At 72.3% G+C, this 23,086-nt stretch carries 21 protein-coding genes; 3 read left to right on the forward strand and 18 right to left on the reverse strand.

Features of this window, described 5'->3' with window-relative positions:
* Positions 1-8: 8 nt before the first annotated feature.
* The 9 genes from AC07CM_RS04255 to hrcA form a co-directional block, all read right to left on the reverse strand.
* Positions 9-914 (reverse strand): ribonuclease Z, encoded by a 906-nt coding sequence (locus tag AC07CM_RS04255; RefSeq protein ID WP_478874791.1) that lies wholly within the window; start codon positions 912-914, stop codon positions 9-11.
* Positions 915-920: 6 nt separating this feature from the next.
* Positions 921-1,274: a histidine triad nucleotide-binding protein gene (locus AC07CM_RS04260; RefSeq protein ID WP_478874899.1), complete on the reverse strand. Its 354-nt coding sequence runs from the start codon at positions 1,272-1,274 to the stop codon at positions 921-923.
* Positions 1,275-1,394: 120 nt separating this feature from the next.
* On the reverse strand, positions 1,395-4,601 hold the full coding sequence (locus AC07CM_RS04265) for a S41 family peptidase (RefSeq protein WP_478874792.1): 3,207 nt from the start codon (positions 4,599-4,601) through the stop codon (positions 1,395-1,397).
* Positions 4,602-4,646: 45 nt separating this feature from the next.
* Positions 4,647-5,207, reverse strand: a complete 561-nt coding sequence (locus AC07CM_RS04270) for a hypothetical protein (RefSeq protein ID WP_478874793.1) — start codon at positions 5,205-5,207, stop codon at positions 4,647-4,649.
* A gap of 105 nt (positions 5,208-5,312) precedes the next feature.
* Entirely contained in the window at positions 5,313-5,705 is a 393-nt protein-coding gene (locus AC07CM_RS04275) for a VOC family protein (protein WP_478874794.1), read from the reverse strand.
* A 17-nt stretch (positions 5,706-5,722) separates the two neighbouring features.
* Positions 5,723-6,469: a 16S rRNA (uracil(1498)-N(3))-methyltransferase gene (locus tag AC07CM_RS04280; protein ID WP_478874795.1), complete on the reverse strand. Its 747-nt coding sequence runs from the start codon at positions 6,467-6,469 to the stop codon at positions 5,723-5,725.
* Positions 6,466-7,554, reverse strand: coding sequence for a nitronate monooxygenase (locus AC07CM_RS04285; protein ID WP_478874796.1), 1,089 nt, complete (start codon positions 7,552-7,554; stop codon positions 6,466-6,468). Before AC07CM_RS04285 ends, AC07CM_RS04280 begins: the two co-directional genes overlap by 4 nt.
* A 77-nt stretch (positions 7,555-7,631) precedes the next feature.
* Positions 7,632-8,768, reverse strand: a complete 1,137-nt coding sequence (gene dnaJ / locus AC07CM_RS04290) for a molecular chaperone DnaJ (RefSeq protein ID WP_478874797.1) — start codon at positions 8,766-8,768, stop codon at positions 7,632-7,634.
* Entirely contained in the window at positions 8,769-9,785 is a 1,017-nt protein-coding gene (gene hrcA / locus AC07CM_RS04295; RefSeq protein ID WP_478874798.1) for a heat-inducible transcriptional repressor HrcA, read from the reverse strand.
* Between the two features lie 161 nt (positions 9,786-9,946).
* Between hrcA and AC07CM_RS04300 the strand changes: the two genes are divergently transcribed.
* Entirely contained in the window at positions 9,947-10,669 is a 723-nt protein-coding gene (locus AC07CM_RS04300; RefSeq protein ID WP_478874799.1) for an MBL fold metallo-hydrolase, read from the forward strand.
* Between the two features lie 34 nt (positions 10,670-10,703).
* Positions 10,704-11,507, forward strand: coding sequence for a DUF3097 domain-containing protein (locus AC07CM_RS04305; protein ID WP_478874800.1), 804 nt, complete (start codon positions 10,704-10,706; stop codon positions 11,505-11,507).
* Positions 11,508-11,552: 45 nt separating this feature from the next.
* Here AC07CM_RS04305 and AC07CM_RS04310 read toward each other — a convergent pair whose 3' ends face one another.
* From AC07CM_RS04310 to lepA, 5 genes are all read right to left on the reverse strand, one after another.
* Positions 11,553-12,179 carry a hypothetical protein gene (locus AC07CM_RS04310; RefSeq protein ID WP_478874801.1) on the reverse strand — a complete coding sequence of 209 codons (627 nt, stop codon included), beginning with the start codon at positions 12,177-12,179 and terminating at the stop codon, positions 11,553-11,555.
* A gap of 27 nt (positions 12,180-12,206) precedes the next feature.
* Positions 12,207-13,439 carry a radical SAM family heme chaperone HemW gene (gene hemW, locus AC07CM_RS04315; protein WP_478874802.1) on the reverse strand — a complete coding sequence of 411 codons (1,233 nt, stop codon included), beginning with the start codon at positions 13,437-13,439 and terminating at the stop codon, positions 12,207-12,209.
* Between the two features lie 67 nt (positions 13,440-13,506).
* Positions 13,507-15,414, reverse strand: coding sequence for a SpoIIE family protein phosphatase (locus tag AC07CM_RS04320; protein ID WP_478874900.1), 1,908 nt, complete (start codon positions 15,412-15,414; stop codon positions 13,507-13,509).
* 165 nt (positions 15,415-15,579) lie between these two features.
* Positions 15,580-17,454 carry an AMP-dependent synthetase/ligase gene (locus tag AC07CM_RS04325; RefSeq protein WP_478874803.1) on the reverse strand — a complete coding sequence of 625 codons (1,875 nt, stop codon included), beginning with the start codon at positions 17,452-17,454 and terminating at the stop codon, positions 15,580-15,582.
* Between the two features lie 261 nt (positions 17,455-17,715).
* Entirely contained in the window at positions 17,716-19,590 is a 1,875-nt protein-coding gene (lepA, locus tag AC07CM_RS04330; RefSeq protein ID WP_478874804.1) for a translation elongation factor 4, read from the reverse strand.
* A gap of 225 nt (positions 19,591-19,815) precedes the next feature.
* On the opposite strand from lepA, the gene rpsT reads away from it, so the two are divergent.
* Complete coding sequence (gene rpsT / locus AC07CM_RS04335) at positions 19,816-20,082, forward strand: 30S ribosomal protein S20 (RefSeq protein WP_478874805.1); 267 nt, start codon at positions 19,816-19,818, stop codon at positions 20,080-20,082.
* Between the two features lie 217 nt (positions 20,083-20,299).
* Here the strand turns inward: rpsT and AC07CM_RS04340 are convergent, their stop codons facing one another.
* From AC07CM_RS04340 to AC07CM_RS04355, 4 genes are all read right to left on the reverse strand, one after another.
* Positions 20,300-20,695, reverse strand: coding sequence for a nuclear transport factor 2 family protein (locus AC07CM_RS04340; RefSeq protein ID WP_478874806.1), 396 nt, complete (start codon positions 20,693-20,695; stop codon positions 20,300-20,302).
* A 103-nt stretch (positions 20,696-20,798) separates the two neighbouring features.
* Positions 20,799-21,788, reverse strand: a complete 990-nt coding sequence (gene holA, locus AC07CM_RS04345; RefSeq protein ID WP_478874807.1) for a DNA polymerase III subunit delta — start codon at positions 21,786-21,788, stop codon at positions 20,799-20,801.
* A gap of 86 nt (positions 21,789-21,874) precedes the next feature.
* Positions 21,875-22,120, reverse strand: a complete 246-nt coding sequence (locus AC07CM_RS04350; protein WP_478874808.1) for a hypothetical protein — start codon at positions 22,118-22,120, stop codon at positions 21,875-21,877.
* Positions 22,121-22,243: 123 nt separating this feature from the next.
* Positions 22,244-23,086, reverse strand: a complete 843-nt coding sequence (locus AC07CM_RS04355; protein WP_478874809.1) for an arylamine N-acetyltransferase family protein — start codon at positions 23,084-23,086, stop codon at positions 22,244-22,246.

Genomic DNA, 23,086 nt, shown 5'->3' on the forward strand with positions numbered 1-23,086 from the left:
AGCGGGTTTTATCCGCGCTTCGGAACCGGCACTCGCAGGAGATCGTGCGCCACGGTCAGCTCGCCCTCGAACCCGGCGGCACGTGCCTGCCGCTCGAACTCGTCGGGATCCAAGTAGCGCTGGCTGAAATGGGTCAGGACGAGGTGGCGCACCCCCGCGTCCCGGGCAACGGCCGCCGCCTGGCCCGCCGTCAGATGACCGTGGTCGACGGCCAGTTCGATGTCCTCGTCGAGGAAGGTGGACTCGATGACGAGCAGGTCGCAGCCCTCGGCGAGGGCGTGCACCCCGTCGCACAGCCGGGTGTCCATGACGAACGCGAACCGCTGCCCGCGCCGCACCTCGCTGACCTCGTCCAGGGTCACGTCCCCGAGCCGGCCCTCGCGCTGGATCCGGCCGACGTCCGGCCCCTTGATCCCGTGCGCGGCGAGCCGGCCGGGCAGCATGCGGCGCCCGTCGGGTTCGATCAGCCGGTAGCCGTACGACTCGACGGGGTGGGACAGCTTGCGGGCCTCGAGGGTGTACGACGGTGTCACCGCGAGGGTGCCGTCGGCGGCGACCGGTGCCTCGGTGAGGCTGACGGTCTCCCGGTAGGCGGTCGCGTACCGCAGCCGGTCGAAGAAGCGCTGACCGGAGCGCGGGTAGTGGGCGCTGACCTCGTGCGGCACCTGGTCGAGGTTGATCCGCTGGATGACTCCGGCGAGGCCGAGGGAGTGGTCGCCGTGGAAGTGCGTGACGCAGATCCGGTTCAGGTCGTGGGCGGCGACCCCGGCGCGGAGCATCTGCCGCTGTGTGCCCTCGCCGGGGTCGAACAGGATGCCCTCGCCGTCCCAGCGCAGCAGATAGCCGTTGTGGTTGCGGTGCCGGGTCGGGACCTGGCTCGCGGTGCCGAGGACCACCAGTTCACGGACGGACATGGCGACCTATCCGGGGGGCCATTCCAGCCCGCGGCCGCCGAGGACGTGCGCGTGGGCGTGCCAGACGGTCTGCCCGGCGCCGCTGCCGGTGTTGAAGACGACGCGGTAGCTCTCCAGCTTGTCCTCGTCGGCGACGGCCTGGGTCTCGCGCAGGACGTCCGCGGCGAGTTCCGGGGCACCGGCGGCGAGGGTGGCGGCGTCCCGGTAGTGCGCCTTGGGGATCACCAGGACGTGCGTCGGCGCCTGGGGGTTTATGTCGCGGAACGCGACGGTGGTCTCGGTCTCACGGACGATGGTCGCCGGGATGTGCCCCGCGACGATCTTGCAGAACAGGCAGTCGTCCTGCGGTTCTCCCGCCATAGCGCTGCGCTCGCTTTCGCCGGTGATCACTTTGGGGGCATCGTAGTCGGTCGGGTGCGGGCCGTACGTGGCTGGGCGCGCCCCGGCGCCGGAGCCGCCTGCCGACACGGGTCCGCGCCCTCAGGTGGGCAGACCTGGCGGAGTCTTCGCGGGCCGCTCCTCCAGTGCCTCCAGCGCGAGCCTGATCGCCTCGTCGAGCTGGGCGTCCCGTCCCGCCGCGTGGTCCTGCGGGCGCTGTACGACCTCCACATCCGGGTCCACCCCGTGGTTCTCCACGCCCCATCCGTACCCCTCCAGCCAGAACGCGTACTTGGGCTGGGTGATGAGGGTGCCGTCGACCAGGCGGTAGCGGCTGTCGATGCCGATGACCCCGCCCCAGGTGCGGGTGCCGACGACCGGGCCGATGCCGAGGGCGCGGATCGCCGCGTTGACGATGTCGCCGTCGGAGCCGGAGAACTCGTTGGCGACGGCGACGACGGGGCCGCGCGGCGCGTCCCTCGGATAGCTCTCCGGCCGCATGCCGCGGGGCAGGTCCCAGCCGACGATCCGCCGGGCCAGCTTCTCCACGACGAGTTGGGAGGTGTGGCCGCCGCGGTTCTCCCGCACGTCGACGACGAGGCCCTCGCGGGCCACCTCGACGCGCAGGTCGCGGTGGATCTGGGCCCAGCCGGGCGCCTGCATGTCGGGCACGTGGAGGTAGCCGAGCCGGCCGCCGGACCTCTCGTGGACGTGGGCGCGGCGGTCGGCGACCCAGGCGTGGTAGCGCAGGGGCTCCTCGTCGGCGAGGGGGACGACGACCGCGTGCCGGGGGTCGCCGCCGCCTGCGGGCGAGACGGTCAGCTCGACCGGCTTTCCGGCCGTGCCGATCAGCAGCGGGCCCGGCCCGGTCACCGGATCGACCGGCTGTCCGCCGACCGCGACGATCGCGTCCCCCGGGCGCACGGCGACGCCGGGTGCGGCGAGCGGGGAGCGGGCATCGGGGTCGGAGGTCTCCGAGGGCAGGACGCGGTCGACGCGCCAGCTGCCGTCCTCGTGGCGGGAGATGTCGGCGCCGAGCAGACCCTGCCGGGCGCCCTCGCCGACTCCGCGCGGGGTGACGTAGGCGTGCGAGGTGCCGAGTTCGCCGTGCACCTCCCACAGGAGGTCCACGAGGTCGTCGTGGGTGGCGAGGCGGTCGAGGACCGGCCGGTAGCGGTCGAGGACGCCGTCCCAGTCGACGCCGCCCATGTCCGGCCGCCAGAAGTTGTCCCGCATGACGCGGCCCGTCTCCTCGTACATCTGCCGCCATTCGGCGACCGGGTCGACGGTCTGCCGGATCCGGGTCAGGTCGACGGTGATGTGCGAGTCGCTTTCCTCGTCGTCGGAGGCGCGCCGGTCGGCGGGTACGACCTTGAGCCGTCCGTCGGCCCACAGCAGCACCCTCTTGCCGTCTCCGCTGACCTCGAAGTGGTCGGCGTCGGCGGCGAGGTGCTCCAGGCGCTGCTGGGCGAGGTCGTACCGCTCCAGCTCGGTCTTCGGGTCGGGGGCGTCGGGGGTGGCGCGGGAGGCGCCGAGGACCCCGCGCACCGGGTGGCGCAGCCAGAGCAGGCCGTCCCTGGCGGCGCGCAGATTGGAGTAGCGGGCCGCCTCGACCGGGAAGGGCACGATGCGGTCGGCGAGACCGTCGAGGTCGATCCGGGTGGCCGGGGTGCCCTCGCTGTCGGGCGTCTCGTCCTTGTCGGGGGTGCCGAAGGGGCGGCCGTGCCGCTGCGGGCCGAACGGGGACGGGGTGGTCGCGGCGAGGGTGATCAGGTGCGGGCGCGCGCCCTCCACGAAGGCCAGGTCGAAGACGTGCTCGTCGTAGACCGGGTCGAAGGAGCGGCTGGAGAGGAAGGCCAGGTGCCTGCCGTCCAGGGTGAAGGCGGGCGCATAGTCCTGGAAGCGCAGCGGGGTCGCCTCGGTGACCGACAGGTCGGTGGTGTTGGCGATGCGCAGCTGGGACAGCGGTCGGGGGCCGGGGTGGGACCAGGCGAGCCAGCCGGAGTCGGGCGAGAAGGCGAGGTCGCAGACGTCCCCGTGTTCGCTGCGGTCCACCTCGCGGACCTCGCCGGTCTCGCGCTCGACCAGCAGCAGCCGCCCGTCGTGCGAGGCTACGGCGGCCCGGCTGCCGTCGGGGGCCATGGCGAGCTCCAGGACGCGGCCGAGCTGTCCGGCGGCGATCCTGCGCGGGGTCGTGCCGAGGGCGACGCCGGTGGCCGGCGCGAACTCCAGGGCGTCCTCGCCCTCGGCGTCCGTCACCCACACCGCCCGCTGCTCGCCCTCCGCGCGGAAGGTGCGCGGCAGCCGGGCCCGTACGCCGGGCTGTGCGGCCAGGGCGCGGGCCGGGCCGGAGCGGTGGGTGACCCAGTGGACGGCGCCGCGCACGGCGACCGCGCTGCCGCGCGCGGTGTGGTCGGGTGCGGCGTGGCCGAACCAGCGGGAGGCGTTCACCGGGAAGGGCTGCAGGTCCACGCGCGGGCCGCCGAGCCGGACGTCGAGCCGGCGCGGGGCGGCGCCGTCGAGGTCGTCGAGCAGCCAGAGTTCACCCGCGCTGGAGTAGACGACCCGGCCGCCGTCGGTGGCGGCGTGCCGGGCGTAGAAGCCGTCGAGGGGCGTGTGGCGTCGCAGGTCCGTCCCGTCGGCGAGCGAGGAGTAGAGGGCGCCGGTGCCCTCGTGGTCGGACAGGAACGCGATCCGGTCGCCCACCCACAGCGGGTACTCGATGTTCCCGTCGAGTTCCTCGTGCAGCCGGACGAACTCCCCGCCGCCCTCCCGGTCGATCCACAGCCTGCCCGCCGTGCCGCCCCGGTAGCGCTTCCACCAGGCGGCCTCGCGGCCCATCGGGGCGGACAGCAGCACGGTGTGCGGTCCGTACGCGATGTCGCCGACCGGCCCGTACGGCAGTGTGGTGGCCGGTCCGCCGTCCAGCGGAACGGCCCGCGCCCAGGTGCGGCGCAGGCTCGCCTGCCCCTGGGTGCTGATGGCGAGGACCTCGCCCCGTGGGGTCCAGCCGCGCACCTGGGTCTTCCAACTCCCCCAGTGCGTGAGCCGTTTGGAGGGGCCGCCGGTGACCGGGGCGATGTGCACCTCGGGGGCGCCGTCACGGGTGGAGGTCCAGGCGAGGGTCGTGCCGTCGGGCGAGATACGGGGGTGGTTGACCGGCATGTTGTCGGCGCCGGCCCGCCAGGCCCGTCCGCCGTCCAGGGGCGCCAGCCATACGTCGTCCTCGGCGGTGAAGGTCACCAACTCGCCGTGGAGATGGGGGAATCGGAGGTAGCCGGAGGATCCCGTCGATGCGCCCTGAGTCACCTTGTCACTGTACGCAGCGTCGGGTGCCTTCGCCCCCGGTTCCGATCACTTGCCCTGCACGGGCCAGCAGGTCGGGTCGCCCTTGCACCACAGGGTCCGGGTGACGGTGACGGTGACCGTCGGCTGCCCGCCGGTGGGCCGGTAGGTGACGGGCGGCTTGTACGTCGGCCCGGGCGCGGCGTCGCAGTCGCCGAGCCCGCTGACGCGGAACACCTGCCTGCCGCCGACCCTGGCCGTCAGGTCCCCGCGCACACAGGCGCCGTCGACGGCCTTCGTCACCTTCCCGGTGACGGTGATCTTCCGCCCGTCCTTGGTCTGCCCCTGGCAGTCGACGGAGACGACGGTGGTCTCGGTCGGCGAGGGCGACCTCCCGGGCGTGTACCCACCCTTGCCGTAGCTCCCGGTGCAGGTGAGCCAACTGATGTCGAAGTGCCGCCGCTTCAGCTCGGCGGTCGCGGTCTTGTCGGTGGTGTACGCCACCGTGGCCGAACTGAGATCCCCCGGCTGGCACGCCGTCACCACACCCGCGCTCACCACCGCGAGCCCGGCCACGCCCAGCCCGCGCACGGCCCGCGGCCGCCACCGAATCCGTCCCGAAGCCCCCATGCAGGGCAGCGTGCCACCGGTACGGGCGGGGCGGAAGACCGCTTACGGCCACTCACCTGTTCGGCGCCCCACCCGCGAGGCGCCGTGATCCGCCCCGCGTCGCCGTCAGCCGCGCAGCAGCAGCCACTCCTGGAGTTCCACCAGGTTGCCCTCCGGGTCCTTGAGGTGGGCCACGCGCATGCGGTCGGTCATGGGGACCGGTCCGTGCAGGACGGTCGCGCCGCGGGAGGCGATCTCCTCGCAGTAGGCGGTGAGGTCGTCGACGCGCAGGACGACCAGGGAGCGGTGCCCGGTGGCCGTCTCGCCCAGTTCGTCGAGGATCTCGGCCATCATGGCGCGATCCTGCAGCGCGATCCCGGCGGAACCGGCGTGCGGGCTGAACTTCTCGTACGGGCCCTCGGTCGCGCCCGACTGCGGCCTGAGGCCGAGGACCTCGGCGTAGAAGCGGTAGCAGGCGGCGAAGTCGGTGACCAGGAGCCGTACCTGGGCGAGTTCCATCGTGTTCCCCCGGATGGTCAGGACCAGCGGCCGGTGCGGCCCAGGAGGAGGGCCGCGGCGGCGGTGCCGGCGGTGGATGTGCGCAGCACGGTGGGGCCGAGCACGTGGGCGTGTGCCCCCGCCTCCTCGAAGAGCGCCAACTCGTCGCGGGAGACGCCGCCTTCGGGCCCGACGACCAGCACGATCTCACCCTCGGCGGGGAGTTCGGCGGTGGCGAGCGGCGCACTGCCGTGCTCGAAGTCGGAGTGGAGTACGGCGGCGAAGTCGGCTTTGGCGAGAAGTGCGGCAACCTGCTTGGTCGTCGCCGCGTCCGCGACCTCCGGGAAGCGGACCCGGCGGGACTGCTTGCCGGCCTCGCGGGCGGTGGCCCGCCACTTGCCGAGCGCCTTCAGCCCGCGGTCGCCCTTCCACTGGGTGATGCAACGGGCCGCCTGCCAGGGCACGATGGCGTCGACGCCGACCTCCGTCATGGTCTCGACGGCGACCTCGCCCCGGTCGCCCTTGGGCAGCGCCTGGACGACGGTGATGCGCGGCGCGGGCTCCGGCTCCTCGGACAGGGAGCTCATGTGGACGATCAGCCGGTCCTTGCCCTCGGTACCGATCACCTCGCAGACGGCGTAGCGCCCGGCGCCGTCGGTGAGGACGACCTCCTCGCCCGGCTGGAGCCGCTTCACGGAGACCGCGTGGCGGCCTTCAGGGCCGTCCAGGACGTACCGGTGGCCGTCCGGGTCGAAGTGCTCGACGACGAAGACCGGCGCCGTCATCGCCCGTCACCTCCGGGTCCGGGGAAGTCCGACAACGCTGTCCGGGCGGCCGCGAGTTCGGCAGCCAGCGCCTTCACCAGTTCCCCGGCGGGCAGCGCGCGGGCCATCCGGTGGCCCTGGCCCGCCCACAGCGCCATGCCCTGCGCGTCACCGGCCTTGGCGGCGGCCTTGCGCAGCGGGGAGGTCAGGTGGTGCACCTCGGGGTAGGCGGCGGGGGCGTACGGGCCGTGCTCGCGCATGAAGCGGTTGACCAGTCCGCGCGCCGGGCGGCCGGAGAAGGCGCGGGTCAGCTCGGTGCGCGCGAACAGCGGGTTGGTCAGCGCCTGCTTGTGCAGGTCGGGCGCGCCGGACTCGGGGGTGGCGAGGAACGCGGTGCCCAGCTGGGCCGCGCTCGCGCCCGCCGCGAGGACGGCGGCGATCTGGCCGCCGCGCATGAGGCCGCCGGCGGCGACGACCGGGATGCTCACGGCCTCGCGGACCTGCGCGATCAGTGACAGCAGTCCGATGCCGGAGCCGTCGCTCTCCGCGAGGTCCCGGTGCGTGCCCTGGTGGCCGCCGGCCTCCACGCCCTGCGCGATCACCGCGTCCGCGCCCGCCCGCTCGACCGCGAGGGCCTCCTCGGCGGTGGTGGCGGTGACCAGGGTGAGGGTCCCGGCCCGGCGGAGGGAGTCGACGACGTCCCGGCTCGGCACGCCGAAGTGGAAGGAGACCACCGGCACCGGGTTGTCGAGGAGGACGGCGAGCTTGGCGTCGTAGCCGTCGTCCCGGCCGCTGTCCGGGTCGCCCAGCTCGGTCTCGTACCAGGCGGCCTCACCGGCCAGCTGGTGCGCGTACAGCTCCACGGCCCCCGACTCCGCGTACTCGGGCTGGGGCATGAAGAGGTTCACGCCGAAGGGACGGCCGGTGAGCCCCCGCAGCTGCTTGATCTCCTGGTACATGCCGTCGGCGGTCTTGTACCCGGCGGCGAGAAACCCGAGACCGCCCGCCTCGGACACGGCGGCGGCGAGCTGCGGGAGGGAGACACCGCCCGCCATGGGGGCCTGCACGATCGGCTGGGGGAAGAGATCGGTCAGTGCGGAGGACATGACCGCATGTTGTCACGTCCTCCGAACAAGTCCGAATCCGGGCTTCCCATGGCATACACCACTGGCAAAGCCCGGAATCAGCGCCCGTTGAAAGCGTCCTTCAACCGCGAGAACAGCCCCTGCTGACCCGGCTGGAACTGTCCCTGCGGACGCTCCTCGCCCCGCAGCTTGGCCAGCTCGCGCAGCAGCCGCTCCTGCTCGGGATCGAGCTTCGTCGGGGTCGTGACCTCGACGTGCACGATCAGGTCGCCCCGGCCGCCGCCGCGCAGGTGCGTGACGCCCCGGTTGTGCAGCGGGATCGACTGGCCGGACTGGGTGCCGGGCCGGATGTCGACCTCCTCCATGCCGTCCAGGGTCTCCAGCGGCACCTTGGTGCCGAGGGACGCCGCGGTCATCGGGATGGTGACCGTGCAGTGCAGATCGTCGCCGCGCCGCTGGAACGTCGTATGCGGCAGCTCGTGGATCTCGACGTAGAGGTCACCGGCCGGACCGCCGCCGGGGCCGACCTCACCCTCGCCGGCGAGCTGGATCCGGGTGCCGTTGTCGACACCGGCCGGGATCTTCACCGTCAGGGTGCGGCGGGAACGGACCCGGCCGTCGCCCGCGCACTCCGGGCAGGGGGTCGGCACGACCGTGCCGAAGCCCTGGCACTGGGGGCAGGGGCGGGAGGTCATGACCTGGCCCAGGAAGGACCGGGTCACCTGGGAGACCTCACCGCGGCCGCGGCACATGTCACACGTCTGGGCGGACGTGCCCGGGGCCGCGCCCTCCCCGCTGCAGGTGTTGCAGACGACCGCGGTGTCGACCTGGATGTCCTTGGTCGTGCCGAAGGCCGCCTCGTCCAGCTCGACCTCGATGCGGATCATCGCGTCCTGGCCGCGCCGGGTGCGCGAACGCGGGCCGCGCTGCGACGCCGTACCGAAGAACGCGTCCATGATGTCGGAGAAGTTGCCGAAGCCGCCGGCCCCGAAGCCGCCCGCACCCGCGCCGCCCGCCTGGGAGAGCGGATCGCCGCCGAGGTCGTAGACCTGCTTCTTCTGCGGGTCCGAGAGCACCTCGTAAGCGGCGTTGATCTCCTTGAACCGCTCCTGGGTCTTCGGGTCCGGGTTGACGTCCGGGTGCAGCTCGCGCGCGAGCCGACGGAACGCCTTCTTGATCTCATCCTGCGACGCGTCGCGGCGCACGCCGAGAACGGCGTAGTAGTCCGTGGCCACTTACGACTCCGCCAGGATCTGTCCGACGTACCGTGCCACTGCGCGTACCGCTCCCATCGTTCCCGGGTAGTCCATGCGGGTCGGTCCGACCACGCCGAGCTTGGCAACCGCCTCGCCGCCCGAACCGTAGCCGACCGACACGACGGAGGTGGAGTTGAGTCCCTCATAGGCGTTCTCGTGCCCGATCCGCACGGTCATGCCCGAATCCCCCGCCTCGCCGAGGAGCTTGAGGAGCACGACCTGCTCCTCAAGGGCCTCCAGGACGGGCCGGATCGTGAGGGGGAAGTCATGTCCGAAGCGGGTGAGATTGGCGGTGCCGCCGATCATCAGCCGCTCCTCGTTCTCTTCGACCAGTGTCTCCAGCAGTGTGGAGAGCACCGTGGAGACCGTACCGCGGTCCTCGGCCTCGAAGCCCTCGGGCAGGTCCTCGACCAGGCGCGGCACGTCGGTGAACCGGCGGCCCGCGACCCGGCTGTTCAGCCGCGCCCTGAGGTCCGCCAGGGACGCCTCGCCGAAGGGCGCGGGGCAGTCGACCATCCGCTGCTCGACCCGCCCGGTGTCCGTGATCAGCACGAGCATCACACGCGCGGGCGCGAGCGAGAGCAGTTCCACGTGCCGCACCGTGGACCGGGTCAGCGACGGGTACTGCACGACGGCGACCTGCCGGGTCAGCTGCGCGAGCAGCCGCACCGTGCGCGCCACGACGTCGTCGAGGTCGACGGCGCCCTCGAGGAAGTTCTGGATGGCCCGCCGCTCGGGCGCGGTCATCGGCTTGACGCCCGCGAGCTTGTCCACGAACAGCCGGTAGCCCTTGTCGGTGGGGATGCGCCCGGCACTGGTGTGCGGCTGCGCGATGTACCCCTCGTCCTCCAGGGCCGCCATGTCGTTGCGCACGGTCGCCGGGGAGACGCCGAGGTTGTGCCGCTCGGTGAGCGCCTTCGAGCCCACCGGCTCCTCGGTGCCCACGTAGTCCTGGACGATGGCGCGCAGCACCTGAAGCCTGCGTTCACTCAGCATCCGCGCGCACCTCCAGCATGTCGTCCCTCGCCCCTTCGGGTGGTGTGCCTGGCACTCTGCGTGTCCGAGTGCCAGCGTTCCCCGGCCCAGTGTACGGCCGTGGGGTACTCACTGGGCAAGGTCGGTCCTGTCGTACCCGCCCGTACCGCTAGCGTCGCGGTATGACGGTGACTTGGGAAGACCTGGGGTGGGAGCGGCTGGCCCCCGGTGTGGGGCGGTGCCGGCTGCCCGGCTGGGACTGCACCGTGGGCCTGGTCCTCGGCGAGGGCACGGCGCTGGTGGTGGACGCCGGATCGAGCCTGACCGAGGGGGCGCGGCTGCGGGCGCGGGCGCAGGAACTGGCCGGCGACCGTGTGACCCATCTCGCGCTGACCCATCCCCATTTCGACCACGTCTTCGGCGCGGCCGCGTTCGCCGGGGCCGAGGTGTACGCGGCGGTGGGCACGGACGCGGTGTTCGCGTACGAACGCGAGGAGCTGCGCCGCGACGCGATCGGGCACGGCCTGCCGGCGGCGCAGGCGGAGGAGGCGGCGAAGACGCTGACCCCGCCCCGCCATCTGGTCTCCGGGGAGTGGACGCTGGATCTCGGCGGCGGCCGCCAGGCGCTGCTGGCCAACGTGGGCCCGGGCCACACGGCGCACGACCTGGCGGTGCTGGTCCCCGGCTCCCCCGAGGTGGTCTTCTGCGGCGACCTCGTCGAGGAGTCGGGTGAGCCGCAGGCGGGCCCGGACGCGGTCCCGTCCCGCTGGCCGGACGCACTCGACCGGCTGCTCGCGCTGGGCGGCGAGGACGCCGTGTACGTGCCCGGTCACGGAGCGGTGGTCGACGCGGCCTTCGTACGACGTCAACGCGCCGAGCTGGCGGCGCGTTTCGGCGTGTCGTGAGCGGGGGTCCGCGGGTTCTCCTATCGTCATCCGAATGCGCCAGTACTCCGCCGACCTGACCCCGCCGTGGAAGAAGCCGAAGCCCGTGCCGGAGGTTCCGGCCGAGCCGGGGCTGGTGGTGGAGGAGCCGGGTACCGGGTTCTGCGGGGCGGTGATCCGCTGCGAGGCGGGCACGGTGACGCTGGAGGACCGCTTCGGCAGGCACCGGGTGTTCCCGATGGACCCGCGCGGCTTCCTGCTGGAGGGCAGGGTGGTCACCCTGGTGCGGCCCTCCTCGGGTCCGGTACGGCCCACGCGTACGGCGTCCGGTTCGGTGGCCGTTCCCGGCGCACGCGCGCGCGTGGCCCGCGCCGGCCGCATCTACGTGGAGGGCCGGCACGACGCCGAGCTGGTCGAGAAGGTGTGGGGCGACGACCTGCGCATCGAGGGCGTGGTCGTGGAGTACCTGGCGGGCGTGGACGACCTGCCGTCGATCGTGGCGGAGTTCGGGCCCGGGCCGGACGCGCGGCTGGGGGTGCTGGTCGACCACCTGGTGCCCGGCACGAAGGAGTGGCGCATCGCCGAGTCGGTGACGAGTGAGCACGCGCTCGTCGTCGGCCACCCGTACATCGACATCTGGGAGGCGGTGAAGCCGGCGTCCCTGGGGATCCCCGGCTGGCCCCGGGTGCCGCGCGGGCAGGACTGGAAGACGGGCGTGTGCCGGGCGCTGGGCTGGCCGGAGAACACCGGGGCCGCCTGGCAGGGGATCCTGTCGCGGGTCCGCTCCTACAAGGACCTGGAGCCGGAGCTGCTGGGGCGGGTCGAGGAGCTGATCGACTTCGTCACGGCTCCGGAGTGACCGGGGCGGCGGCGTGACGGCTCCGGGGTGACCCGGCCGACTTCGTCACGGCTCCGGAGTGACCCGGGCGGCGGCGCCCATGCGCTCGCGGTGGCCGGCCCGGTCCGGGGCGCCCAGGTAGGACAACGGCCGCTCCAACGGCCCGAACCGCACCTTGCTGGGCGCCCGGCGTCGCAGCGCCTCGTCGTAGTCCTTGTAGGAGCCAGTGATCTCGACGCGGTAGCGCAGGCGCGGCAGGCCGGGCCGCAGGGGTTCACAGCTGCGGACGAACTCCCACAGCAGCGGGTCGTCGCGGTCGATCTCGCCCTTCGGGCACAGCTCGATCGTGTAGACCCGTGCTCCCTTGGCGCCGCGCGCCCAGTGGATCCCGGCTCCGGCCAGTGAGTCCCAGCGCACCAGGGCGACCTCCTCGCCCCGCATCCACCAGAAACCCTGGGAGTCGAGCGCGGTGACCAGGTCGCGCCCCTTCCATCTGTGCCGCAGGACCCAGATCAGGAGGGCCCCGGGGAGCAGCAGGATCAGTCCCGGCCACCGGCCCCCCTGGAGGACGAGGTCGAGGCCGAGCGCACCCATGAGGAGGGACACCACGAAAGCGGGCAACGCGGGCTTCAGGCGCCGCCGTCCGTACCGCAGGACGGTCGCGTCCGGATCCGGCCGTCTCTCAGAGATCATGGCCGGGAACTGTAGCCGGGCCGCCGATCAGTCGACCAGGTCCCTGACCACCGCGTCCGCCAGCAGCCGCCCGCGCAGGCTGAGGACGCCCCGGCCCCGCGCGTACGGACCTTCCTGCAGCAGCCCGTCCGCCAGCGCCCGCCGGGAGGCCGCGAGCCCTTCGTCCTTCAGCAGGGACAGCGGTACGCCCTCCCGCAGCCGCAGTTCCAGGAGGATCCGTTCCACCCGCCGGTCCTCGTCGGACAGCAGCTCCCGGCCCGCGCCCGGTGAGCGGCCGGAGGCGAGGGCCGCCGCGTACGCGCCCGGATGCTTGACGTTCCACCAGCGCACCCCGCCCACGTGGCTGTGTGCCCCGGGGCCGGCGCCCCACCAGTCCGCGCCCCGCCAGTACAGCTCGTTGTGCAGGCAGCGCCCGGACTCGGAGGTGGCCCAGTTGGAGACCTCGTACCAGTCGAAGCCCGCGGCCGACAGCGTCTCCTCGGCGATCAGGTAGCGGTCGGCGTGCACGTCGTCGTCCGTCATCGGGACCTCGCCGCGACGGATCCGGCGGGCGAGCTGGGTGCCCTCCTCGACGATCAGGGCGTACGCGCTGACGTGGTCCGGGCCCGCACCGATCGCCGCGTCCAGGGACGCCCGCCAGTCGTCGTCGGACTCGCCGGGCGTGCCGTAGATCAGGTCGAGGTTGACGTGCTCGAAGCCGGCCGCCCTGGCCTCGGCCACGCAGGCCTCGGGACGGCCCGGGGTGTGCGTGCGGTCCAGGATCCTCAGCACGTGCTGCTTCGCGCTCTGCATGCCGAAGGAGACGCGGTTGAAGCCGCCCTCCCGGAGGGTGGCCAGGTACGCGGGGTCGACCGACTCCGGGTTCGCCTCCGTCGTGATCTCCGCGTCCGGCGCCAGACCGAACTCGTCGCGGATCGCGCCCAGCATCCGTGCCAGGTCGCCCGCGGCCAGCAGCGTCGGGGTCCCGCCGCCGACGAAGACCGTACGGATCTCCCGCGGGTCGTCGCCGAGCACCTTGCGGGCCAGCCGGATCTCGTCGATCAGGGTGTCCGCGTAGTTGTCCCGGGACGCCAGCACTCCTCCCGTGCCGCGCAGCTCGGTCGCGGTGTACGTGTTGAAGTCGCAGTAGCCGCAGCGGGTCGCGCAGTAGGGGACGTGCAGGTAGAACCCGAGGGGTCGGTCGACGGCCCCGGCGAGCGCGCCGGCGGGCAGCGCGCCGTCGTCGGGGACGGGATCGCCGTCGGGAAGTGCGGAAGGCATGTCTCCCATTGTCCCGTACTCGTCGTCCCGCACTCGTCCGTCCCGCACTCGCCGCCCGCGACGACGGTCACTCGGCCTGGAGCACCAGCAACGCCAGGTCGTCCTCGGGGAGACCGCCGCCGAAGTCGTGCACCAGGTGGCGGATCCTTTCCGCGATCAGTTCGGCGCTCAGGCCCGCACAGCCGGACAGGGCGCGGGCGAGCCCGTCGCCGTCGTCGAACTGGCGCGAGCCGGAGCGGCGCTCGGTCACCCCGTCGGTGACGCACAGCAGGCTGTCGCCGGGCCGCAGCTCGATGGTCTCACTGGTGTAGGTCTCGTCCTCGACCACGCCGAGCAGGGTCTGCGGGCGGGCCGCCGTACGCACCTGGCCGTCGGGGCCGAGGACCAGCGGCAGCGGGTGCCCGGCGGAGGCCAGGGTGCAGCGGACACCGCCGTCGTGCGGGGTCAGCTCGCCGTAGAGGAGGGAGAGGAAGCGGGTCTGCGGGCCGTCACCGGCGACCACCGGCCGGCCGCCGGCGGCGACCAGCGCGCGGGCCGCCGCGTCGGCGGCCTCGGTGGCGTCGTCCAGGAGGAGCTGGTTGAGCCGGTCGAGGACGTCGGCGACCCGGTAGCCCTCGCGCGCCAGCAGGCGCAGCCAGGGGCGGGCGAGCCCGATCACGACCGCGGCCTCGGGGCCCTTGCCCTGCACGTCGCCGATCGCGAAGCACCAGCGGCCGTCGCCCGCCGGGAACAGGTCGTAGAAGTCGCCGCTCGGGCCGCCCTTGTCGCAGGGTTCGTAGACGAGCGCGCTGCTCATGCCGGGGATCTCCGCGACCGCGCCGGGCAGCAGGCCGCGCTGCAGGACGGCGCTGATGGTGGCCTGCCGGGCGTACTGGCGGGCCGCGCCGATGGCGAGGGCCACCCGGCGGCCGAGGTCCTCGACCAGACCGGTGACCTCGTCGGGAAAGCCGAGCAGCCCGCAGCGCCCGATCACCAGCGTGCCCAGCGGGCGTCCGCCCGCGATCAGCCGGTACGCCAGCGCCGTGCCGCGGGCGCCCTGCGGGCCGAGCGCGTCACCGGGCCAGGGGTACGGCTCGGGGCCGGACCTCCCCCACTCCCGGCTTCGCTCGAACGGGGGGACGTCCATCCCGTCCCGCGGGCAGGGCGGTTCCTTCTCCAGGGCGCGGGACAGCTCCTCGACGCGGTTCTCGCTGGTGTGCCAGACGCGGGCGGGAGCACTGCCGTCGCCGCCACGTATCGTCGCCTCGTCCTCCAGCCACACCGCGCACCAGTCGGCGAGCCGGGGCACGAGCAGCTGGCCGGTGAGGGCCGTGACCAGGTTCTCGTCCAGCTGACCTGCGAGCAGGTCGGAGGCCTCGGCGAGGAAGGACAGCGCGCCCCGGCCGAGCCAGTCCCGGCCGTCCCCGGGGCGCCGCGGCTGCGGGGCGAGGGCCTCGGCGGCCTCGAGGGTGTGCTCCGGGGCGGGCCCCTCCGGGTGCTCCTTCCCGCCGGCGGGCAGCCGCGCCCACACGGTCTTGGCGCCGGTGCGGTAGGTGACGCCCCAGGACTCGGCGAGCGTGGCGACCAGACGCAGGCCGCGCCCGTGCTCGAGCATGTCGTACGGCGCCTCGGCGCCAGCGGGGTCGCGCGGGGCGCGCGTCGGGTGGTGGTCGCACACCTCGACGACGAACGCGCCCTCCTGCTCCAGGCGCCAGTCGACCTCCACCTCGGTGCCCGCGTGCACGACGGCATTGGTCACGAGTTCGCTGACGACGGCCATGGCGTCGTCGGCCAGCCGGCCGAACCCCTCGGGCCCGGTGAGCCCCTGCTCGGCCCACTCGGCGAACGCGGCGCGCAGCAGGGCACGGGCGGAGCCCGGCGCGAGGGGACCGCAGGGCAGGGCGGCCCGGCCCCGGGCGCGCGGGCCCGCGCCGTGGGACGCGGGCGCGTCACAGGCCCGGGAGCCCGTCTCCCGCTGCGTCGGTATGGCCGCCATGTCCATGCGGCCAGGGTGACAGAAAGAACTCACGCCTAAGCGTTGAGTTACCGAAGTGGACAGCCACCCGTGAGAACTGTGCTAGGGGTTTGCTCGAACACGGTCGGAAAGCGGCCCCGGAAGGGCAATTCCTTCCGGGGCTCCCTCCGGGGCCGGGCGGTTGCCTCACGCCTCCCGCGTACCGGCGTACATGTCGTCGATCAGGTGCTTGTACTCCCGCTCGACCACCGGCCGCTTCAGCTTCAGGCTCGGCGTGATCTCGCCGTGCTCCACGTCGAGGTCGCGCGGCAGCAGCCGGAACTTCTTGATGGTCTGCCAGCGCTGCAGGCCCTCGTTGAGCTGCTTGACATAGCCGTCGACCATCTCGACGGTCTGCGGGGCGGCGACGACCTCGGCGTAGGACTTGCCGTCCAGGCCGTTTTCCTTGGCCCACTGCAGGATCGTGATCTCGTCGAGGGCGATGAGGGCGGTGCAGTAGTTCCGGTCGGCGCCGTGCACCAGGATGTTGGAGACGTAGGGGCACACGGCCTTGAACTGGCCCTCGACCTCGGCGGGGGCGACGTACTTGCCGCCGGAGGTCTTGATGAGGTCCTTCTTGCGGTCGGTGATGCGCAGGTAGCCGTCGGGCGACAGCTCGCCGATGTCGCCGGTGTGGAACCAGCCGTCGGACTCCAGCACCTCGGCGGTCTTCTCCGGCTGCTGGTGGTAGCCGTCCATGATGCCGGGGCCGCGCAGCAGGATCTCGCCGTCGTCTGCGATGCGCACCTCGCAGCCGGGCAGCGGCTTGCCGACGGTGCCGGTGCGGTAGGCCTCGCCGGGGTTGACGAAGGAGGCCGCGGAGGTCTCGGTGAGGCCGTAGCCCTCCAGGATGTGGATGCCGGCGCCGGCGAAGAAGTAGCCGATCTCGGGGGAGAGCGCGGAGGCGCCGGAGACACAGGCGCGCAGCCGGCCGCCGAAGGCTTCACGGAGCTTGGAGTAGACGAGGGCGTCGGCCACCTTGTGCTTGGCGCCGAGGCCGAACGGCACGGCGTGGGCGCCGGTGCGGCGGAAGTTGTCCTGCGAGACCTTGGCGTACTCGCGGGCGACTTCGGCGGCCCACTGGAAGATCTTGTACTTGGCCGCGCCGCCATCGCGGGCCTTGGCCGCGACGCCGTTGTAGACCTTCTCGAAGATGCGCGGCACGGCCGCCATGTACGTCGGCTGCACCACCGGAAGGTTTTCGATGATCTTGTCGACGCGGCCGTCGACGGCGGTGACGTGGCCGACCTCGATCTGACCCGAGGTGAGCACCTTGCCGAAGACGTGGGCGAGCGGCAGCCACAGGTACTGCACGTCATCGCCGCTGACCAGGCCGGTCGCGGCGATGGCCTTGGCCATGTACGCCCAGTTGTCGTGCGGCAGGCGCACGCCCTTGGGGCGGCCGGTGGTGCCGGAGGTGTAGATCAGGGTGGCGAGCTGGTCCCTGGTGATCGCGCCGACCCGCTCCTTGATCAGCTCGGGGTGCTTCTCCAGGTAGGCGGCGCCGCGCTGCTCCAGGTCGGTGAGGGTGGTCACCCAGTCGCTCGTCTCGACACCGGCCGGGTCGACGACGACGACCTTGGTCAGTGCGGGCAGTTCGGCGCGCTTCTCCAGCGCCTTGGCGACCTGGGCCGCGTCCTCGGCGATCAGCACCCGGCTCTCGGAGTCGGAGAGGATGAACGCCGACTCGTCGGCGTTGGTCTGCGGGTAGACGGTCGTGGTGGCGCCGCCCGCGCACATGATGCCGAGGTCGGCGATGATCCACTCCACGCGGGTGGAGGAGGCGAGCGCCACCCGCTGCTCCGGCTGGAGGCCCAGCTCGATGAGGCCGGCCGCGATCGCGTGCACCCGCTGCGACGCCTCACCCCAGCTCAGCGACTTCCAGTCGTCGGGGCCCTGGCCCGAGGCCGGCGGCACCGGGTATCGGTAGGCCTCGGCGTCCGGTGTGGCCGCGACGCGCTCCAGGAAGAGGGCCGCCACGGACGGCGGACGGTTCTCGATCAGGGTCTGTGTGTCGCTCACGACATCCTCCGGGGGCCCGCGACTGCGCGGCTGACTCGGTGCGGCTGGGTTAACTCACGGTGGGGTTCGCGCTTGTTGTTTAACTCGCGAGTAACTATCGAGCAGGGATCAGAGTAAGGCGCGACCGGCCGCTGCGTAAGGGGCATCGGCCTGTCACTTTCCACTCAGAGCGACGCTACGCACGCGTAGGGGCCCGCCGCACTTTCGCACGACGAGCCCCCACATGCCCGGTTTACGGACGTAACCCGTTGTTACCTCTGGTTACTTCTTGCCCTTGGCCGACCCCGCGCTGTCATCACTGGAGAGAACCGCGATGAAGGCCTCCTGCGGAACCTCCACGGAACCCACCATCTTCATCCGCTTCTTGCCTTCCTTCTGCTTCTCCAGCAGCTTCCGCTTACGGGAGATGTCACCGCCGTAGCACTTGGCGAGGACGTCCTTGCGGATGGCCCGGATGGTCTCGCGGGCGATCACCCGGGAGCCGATGGCGGCCTGGATGGGCACCTCGAACGCCTGCCGCGGGATCAGCTCGCGCAGCTTGGCGACGAGCCGCACCCCGTACGCGTACGCGGCGTCCTTGTGGGTGATCGCCGAGAAGGCGTCCACCTTGTCGCCGTGCAGCAGGATGTCGACCTTGACCAGGCTGGAGGTCTGCTCGCCGGTGGGCTCGTAGTCCAGGGACGCGTAGCCGCGCGTCTTGGACTTCAGCTGGTCGAAGAAGTCGAAGACGATCTCCGCGAGCGGGAGGGTGTAGCGGATCTCGACCCGGTCCTCGGAGAGGTAGTCCATGCCGAGCAGGGTGCCGCGCCGGGTCTGGCACAGCTCCATGATCGAACCGATGAACTCGGTGGGCGCCAGGATGGTGGCGCGCACGACCGGCTCGTACACCTCGGCGATCTTCCCCTCGGGGAACTCGCTCGGGTTGGTGACGACGTGCTCCCTGGCGTCCTCCATGACCACGCGGTAGACCACGTTGGGCGCGGTGGCGATCAGGTCGAGGCCGAACTCGCGCTCGAGCCGCTCCCGGATCACGTCCAGGTGCAGCAGGCCGAGGAAGCCGACCCGGAAACCGAAGCCGAGGGCGGCGGAGGTCTCCGGCTCGTAGACCAGCGCGGCGTCGTTGAGCTGCAGCTTGTCCAGGGCCTCGCGCAGCTCGGGGTAGTCGGAGCCGTCGAGCGGATAAAGACCCGAGAAGACCATGGGCTTCGGGTCCTTGTAGCCGCCGAGCGCCTCCGTGGCGCCCTTGGCCTGGCTGGTGACGGTGTCACCGACCTTGGACTGCCGGACGTCCTTCACGCCGGTGATGAGGTAGCCCACCTCGCCGACGCCGAGGCCGTCGGCCGGGAGCATCTCGGGCGAGTTGACGCCGATCTCCAGCAGCTCGTGGGTGGCGCCGGTCGACATCATCCTGATGCGCTCACGCTTGTTGAGCTGGCCGTCGATGACACGGACGTACGTCACGACACCGCGGTAGGAGTCGTAGACCGAGTCGAAGATCATCGCGCGGGCGGGGGCGTCGGCGACCCCGACCGGCGCCGGGATCTCCTTGACGACCTTGTCCAGCAGCGCGTCGACCCCGAGACCCGTCTTCGCGGAGACCTTGAGCACGTCCGCCGGGTCGCAGCCGACCAGATTCGCCAGCTCCTCGGCGAACTTCTCCGGCTGCGCGGCCGGCAGGTCGATCTTGTTCAGTACGGGGATGATCGTGAGGTCGTTCTCCATCGCCAGGTACAGGTTGGCGAGGGTCTGCGCCTCGATGCCCTGAGCGGCGTCGACGAGGAGGACGGTCCCCTCGCAGGCGGCCAGCGACCGCGAGACCTCATACGTGAAGTCGACGTGCCCCGGGGTGTCGATCATGTTGAGGATGTGGGTCGTGCCCTGGTCGGGGCCCTCGGTCGGGGCCCAGGGCAGACGCACCGCCTGGGACTTGATCGTGATGCCGCGCTCGCGCTCGATGTCCATCCGGTCGAGGTACTGAGCACGCATCTGCCGCTGCTCGACCACACCGGTCAGCTGGAGCATCCGGTCGGCGAGTGTGGACTTGCCGTGGTCGATGTGCGCGATGATGCAGAAATTGCGGATCAGAGCCGGGGCGGTACGGCTCGGCTCGGGCACATGGTTAGGGGTCGCGGGCACGCAGGGTCCTGTCTCTTGAGGCGCCTTATGCCTCGGGTCGGATCGATACGTAGTCTCCATGGTCCCACGCGGAGGGACCGGGGACCGTTTTGGGCCGCTCGCAGGGCCACTGGTACTGTAGATGGCTGTGCCTCATGCCCTCTCAGCGCGAGGCGCGACAGAAAATTTTTGGATCACCGGTACGGGACCCGAGCGGCCCGCACCAGAACCTGAAAAGGCTCCTTCGTGGCGAACATCAAGTCCCAGATCAAGCGGATCAAGACCAACGAGAAGGCTCGGCTGCGCAACAAGGCCGTCAAGTCCTCCCTGAAGACCGCGATCCGCAAGGCCCGTGAGGCCGCTGCCGCGGGTGACGTCGAGAAGGCCACCGAGCTGCAGCGCGCTGCCGCGCGTGCGCTCGACAAGGCCGTCTCGAAGGGCGTCATCCACAAGAACCAGGCCGCCAACAAGAAGTCGGCGCTTGCTTCCAAGGTCGTGACCCTCAAGGGCTGAAACCTCCTTCTGATCTGACCGCCGGAAGGACTCAGAGCGGGCCCTCTCTCATCCGCTCCCGACCGGCACCCCCGGATCCGTGCGCGGCCTGCGTTCGCCACGCGGGCGCGGATCCAGCAGCTTGATCCGCAGGCCCCGGCGCCCTCCCTTCCCCAGGGCGGACGACGGGGCCTTCGGCATGGCCGCCCCCGGTCCGTGCGTCACGGCCGCGAGCGCTTCACGACCAGAAGCGGTCGTCCTTGTCGATGTCCGGTACGCACTGGTCGATGTCGGTGATCTTGTCCCCGACGATCCGGAAGACCAGGCACCCGTCCTCGTGGTAGCGCCTGCCCTCGCGCTCCGCAGTGATGTGGTGCAGGGCAACGGCGTGCCCCCGGCCGTCGACGAACACACTGCGCAGGTCGGCACGGAAGCTGCCACCGGTCTCCTGGAAGATCCGCTCGTACCTGCCGATGACCGCGTCCTGTCCCTTGAAGTCACCCGACGTCGGGTGGCTGCCGGGCACGTGATGCGTCACGTCCGCCGTCATCAGCCCGCGCAGGGCGGCCATGTCGACGCGGAGAAAGGCGTCGTACGCCTTGCGGACGAGGGTCGCATGCGGGTGTTCAGCCATGGCGATCGCCACCTTTCCACGCGTCGGCGATGTTCGGCTGACAGATCCGATTCTCCTCGCCGACGGGTGCGGGGCGACTGGATCACCGCTCCCGCCTGGCGGCTCAGCCCCGCCCTCTGGACCGCGCGGCCCTGGCGATGGTCACGACCGCCTTCTCCAGGGCGTACTCGGGGTCGTCGCCGCCGCCCTTCACCCCGGCGTCGGCCTCGGCGACCGCCCGCAGCGCCACGGCCACCCCGTCCGGCGTCCAGCCCCGCATCTGCTGGCGCACCCGGTCGATCTTCCACGGCGGCATCCCCAGCTCACGGGCCAGGTCGGCGGGCCGGCCGCCGCGCGCCGACGACAGCTTCCCGATCGCCCGCACGCCCTGGGCCAGCGCGCTGGTGATCATCACTGGCGCCACCCCGGTGGCCAGCGACCAGCGCAGCGCCTCCAGCGCCTCCGCCGTGCGGCCCTCCACCGCCCGGTCGGCGACCGTGAAGCTGGACGCCTCGGCCCGCCCGGTGTAGTACCGGCCGACGACGGCCTCGTCGATCGTCCCCTCGACGTCGGCGACGAGCTGCGCCGCCGCCGAGGCCAGCTCGCGCAGGTCACTGCCGATCGCGTCGACCAGAGCCTGGCACGCCTCGGGCGTGGCCGACCGCCCGAACCCCCGGAACTCCCCTCTCACGAACGCAAGCCGGTCCGCCGGCTTGGTCATCTTCGGACAGGCCACCTCCCGCGCCCCCGCCTTGCGCGCGGCGTCCAGCAGCCCCTTGCCCTTCGCGCCGCCCGCATGCAGCAGCACGAGGGTGATCTCCTCCGCGGGCGACCCGAGGTACGCCTTCACGTCCTTGATCGTGTCGGCCGAGAGATCCTGCGCGTTGCGTACGACCACGACCTTGCGCTCGGCGAAGAGCGAGGGGCTCGTCAGCTCGGCGAGCGTGCCGGGCTGCAACTGGTCCGGAGTCAGGTCCCGTACGTCCGTGTCGGCGTCGGCGGCCCTGGCGGCGGCCACCACCTCCCGCACGGCACGGTCGAGCAGGAGGTCCTCCTGGCCCACGGCAAGGGTCACCGGGGCGAGAGGGTCGTCATTCGCAGTCTTCCTGGCCATCGCCTAAAGCATCCCATGAGGCACTGACAGCGAACCGGTCCCGCACCCTGACCGGTCTCCGACCGCACCCGGAGTCCGCCTCCGGGTCACGGCTCCTCGCGCCAGCCGTCCCACTCCCCCGCGAACGCGTCCAGCTCGGCGGGGTCCAGGCTCGCCGCCTCGTCGTGCAGGACCAGCAGCCACTGGGCGTCCTCCGCGTCGTCCTCCCCGGCCAGGGCGTCCCGTACGAGCCGGGGCTCCTCGTCGACGCCGAAGCGCGCCCCGAGCGCCTCGGCCGCCTCCTCGGCGGCATCGCGGTCGGGCAGCACCAGCACGTGTCTCACTTCGCTCACGGCCCCATTCTCCGGCACCCGGTGGAGTCCGAACCGCCAGGTCGGACTCCGGGAACACAGGCTGGGGCAGGGGCTGGGCGCGGGCCGCCGCCCGGTGCGCACACACCGCCGGCGGCCGGCCCCTCAGCCGTTCCGGTTCCGGTCGCGCACGGTCGGCACAGCGGACAGCCCGATCCCGAACCGCTCCCGGTACACCGACAGCACCTCCTCGTCCGTGCCCAGTTCCCGTGTCTCCTTCCGCCCGTCGGGGGCCGTCGTCGTCAGCGCCCGGCCGCTGAGAGTGATCCGCCCTCCTTCCTCCGTCACCCGCGAACACACCAGGGAGCGGGTGAAGTGCGACTGCGGCGAGGTGCTGTGCCACCAGGCGCCGGCCGCGAAGTCCCCGAGCAGGCGCGGCCGCGTCTCCAGCCGGTACTGCGGCTTGCCGTCCCGTACGACGTCCAGGTCCGCGCTCCCGGCCGTGCCGTCCCCGCCCCCGAGCGCTCCGGCGGGGTCCGGACCGGCCTCCACCACCCGGAACACCCCGCCGGGGTCCGTCTGCTCCCCGCGTTCCGCGAACGCCAGCGGCCAGTGGCTGTGCGCCCCGAACCCGACGTCGGCGAGCCAGTCACCCCCGTCCGCCGTCCGCACCCGCAGCGCGAGATGGTCGTACGGGATGCCGAGCCGGCCCTCGTCCCCGTGCACCCGCCCGGCGAGCAGGCGCACCTCGTAGCCGAGGGCGGCGAGCAACGCCCCGAACGCGCCGTTGAGTTCGTAGCAGAAGCCGCCCCGCCGTCCCTCGACCACCTTGTCCAGCAGCCGCTTCTCCTCCAGCACGATCTCCTCGCCGAGGTGGATCGACAGGTTCTCGAAGGGGACGGTCCGCAGATGACGCAGGTGCAGCTCGCGCAGGGCCTCGGCGGTGGGGCGCTGCGGCCGAGTGGCTCCGAGGCGGCGGAGATAGGCGTCTGCCTGTGCTGGGTTCAT

Source organism: Streptomyces sp. NPDC044061 (genome assembly GCF_056434305.1).

Bases quoted from the DNA above. Each gene is read 5' to 3' on its own strand.
- AC07CM_RS04310 (WP_478874801.1), bottom strand. From the start codon at position 12,179: ATGATCTCTGAGAGACGGCCGGATCCGGACGCGACCGTCCTGCGGTAC.
- AC07CM_RS04300 (WP_478874799.1), top strand. From the start codon at position 9,947: ATGACGGTGACTTGGGAAGACCTGGGGTGGGAGCGGCTGGCCCCCGGT.
- AC07CM_RS04340 (WP_478874806.1), bottom strand. From the start codon at position 20,695: ATGGCTGAACACCCGCATGCGACCCTCGTCCGCAAGGCGTACGACGCC.
- AC07CM_RS04305 (WP_478874800.1), top strand. From the start codon at position 10,704: ATGCGCCAGTACTCCGCCGACCTGACCCCGCCGTGGAAGAAGCCGAAG.
- hemW (WP_478874802.1), bottom strand. From the start codon at position 13,439: ATGCCTTCCGCACTTCCCGACGGCGATCCCGTCCCCGACGACGGCGCG.
- hrcA (WP_478874798.1), bottom strand. From the start codon at position 9,785: ATGCTGAGTGAACGCAGGCTTCAGGTGCTGCGCGCCATCGTCCAGGAC.
- AC07CM_RS04260 (WP_478874899.1), bottom strand. From the start codon at position 1,274: ATGGCGGGAGAACCGCAGGACGACTGCCTGTTCTGCAAGATCGTCGCG.
- AC07CM_RS04355 (WP_478874809.1), bottom strand. From the start codon at position 23,086: ATGAACCCAGCACAGGCAGACGCCTATCTCCGCCGCCTCGGAGCCACT.
- AC07CM_RS04255 (WP_478874791.1), bottom strand. From the start codon at position 914: ATGTCCGTCCGTGAACTGGTGGTCCTCGGCACCGCGAGCCAGGTCCCG.
- AC07CM_RS04280 (WP_478874795.1), bottom strand. From the start codon at position 6,469: ATGACGGCGCCGGTCTTCGTCGTCGAGCACTTCGACCCGGACGGCCAC.
- AC07CM_RS04270 (WP_478874793.1), bottom strand. From the start codon at position 5,207: ATGGGGGCTTCGGGACGGATTCGGTGGCGGCCGCGGGCCGTGCGCGGG.
- AC07CM_RS04285 (WP_478874796.1), bottom strand. From the start codon at position 7,554: ATGTCCTCCGCACTGACCGATCTCTTCCCCCAGCCGATCGTGCAGGCC.
- holA (WP_478874807.1), bottom strand. From the start codon at position 21,788: ATGGCCAGGAAGACTGCGAATGACGACCCTCTCGCCCCGGTGACCCTT.
- AC07CM_RS04275 (WP_478874794.1), bottom strand. From the start codon at position 5,705: ATGGAACTCGCCCAGGTACGGCTCCTGGTCACCGACTTCGCCGCCTGC.
- AC07CM_RS04320 (WP_478874900.1), bottom strand. From the start codon at position 15,414: ATGGCGGCCATACCGACGCAGCGGGAGACGGGCTCCCGGGCCTGTGAC.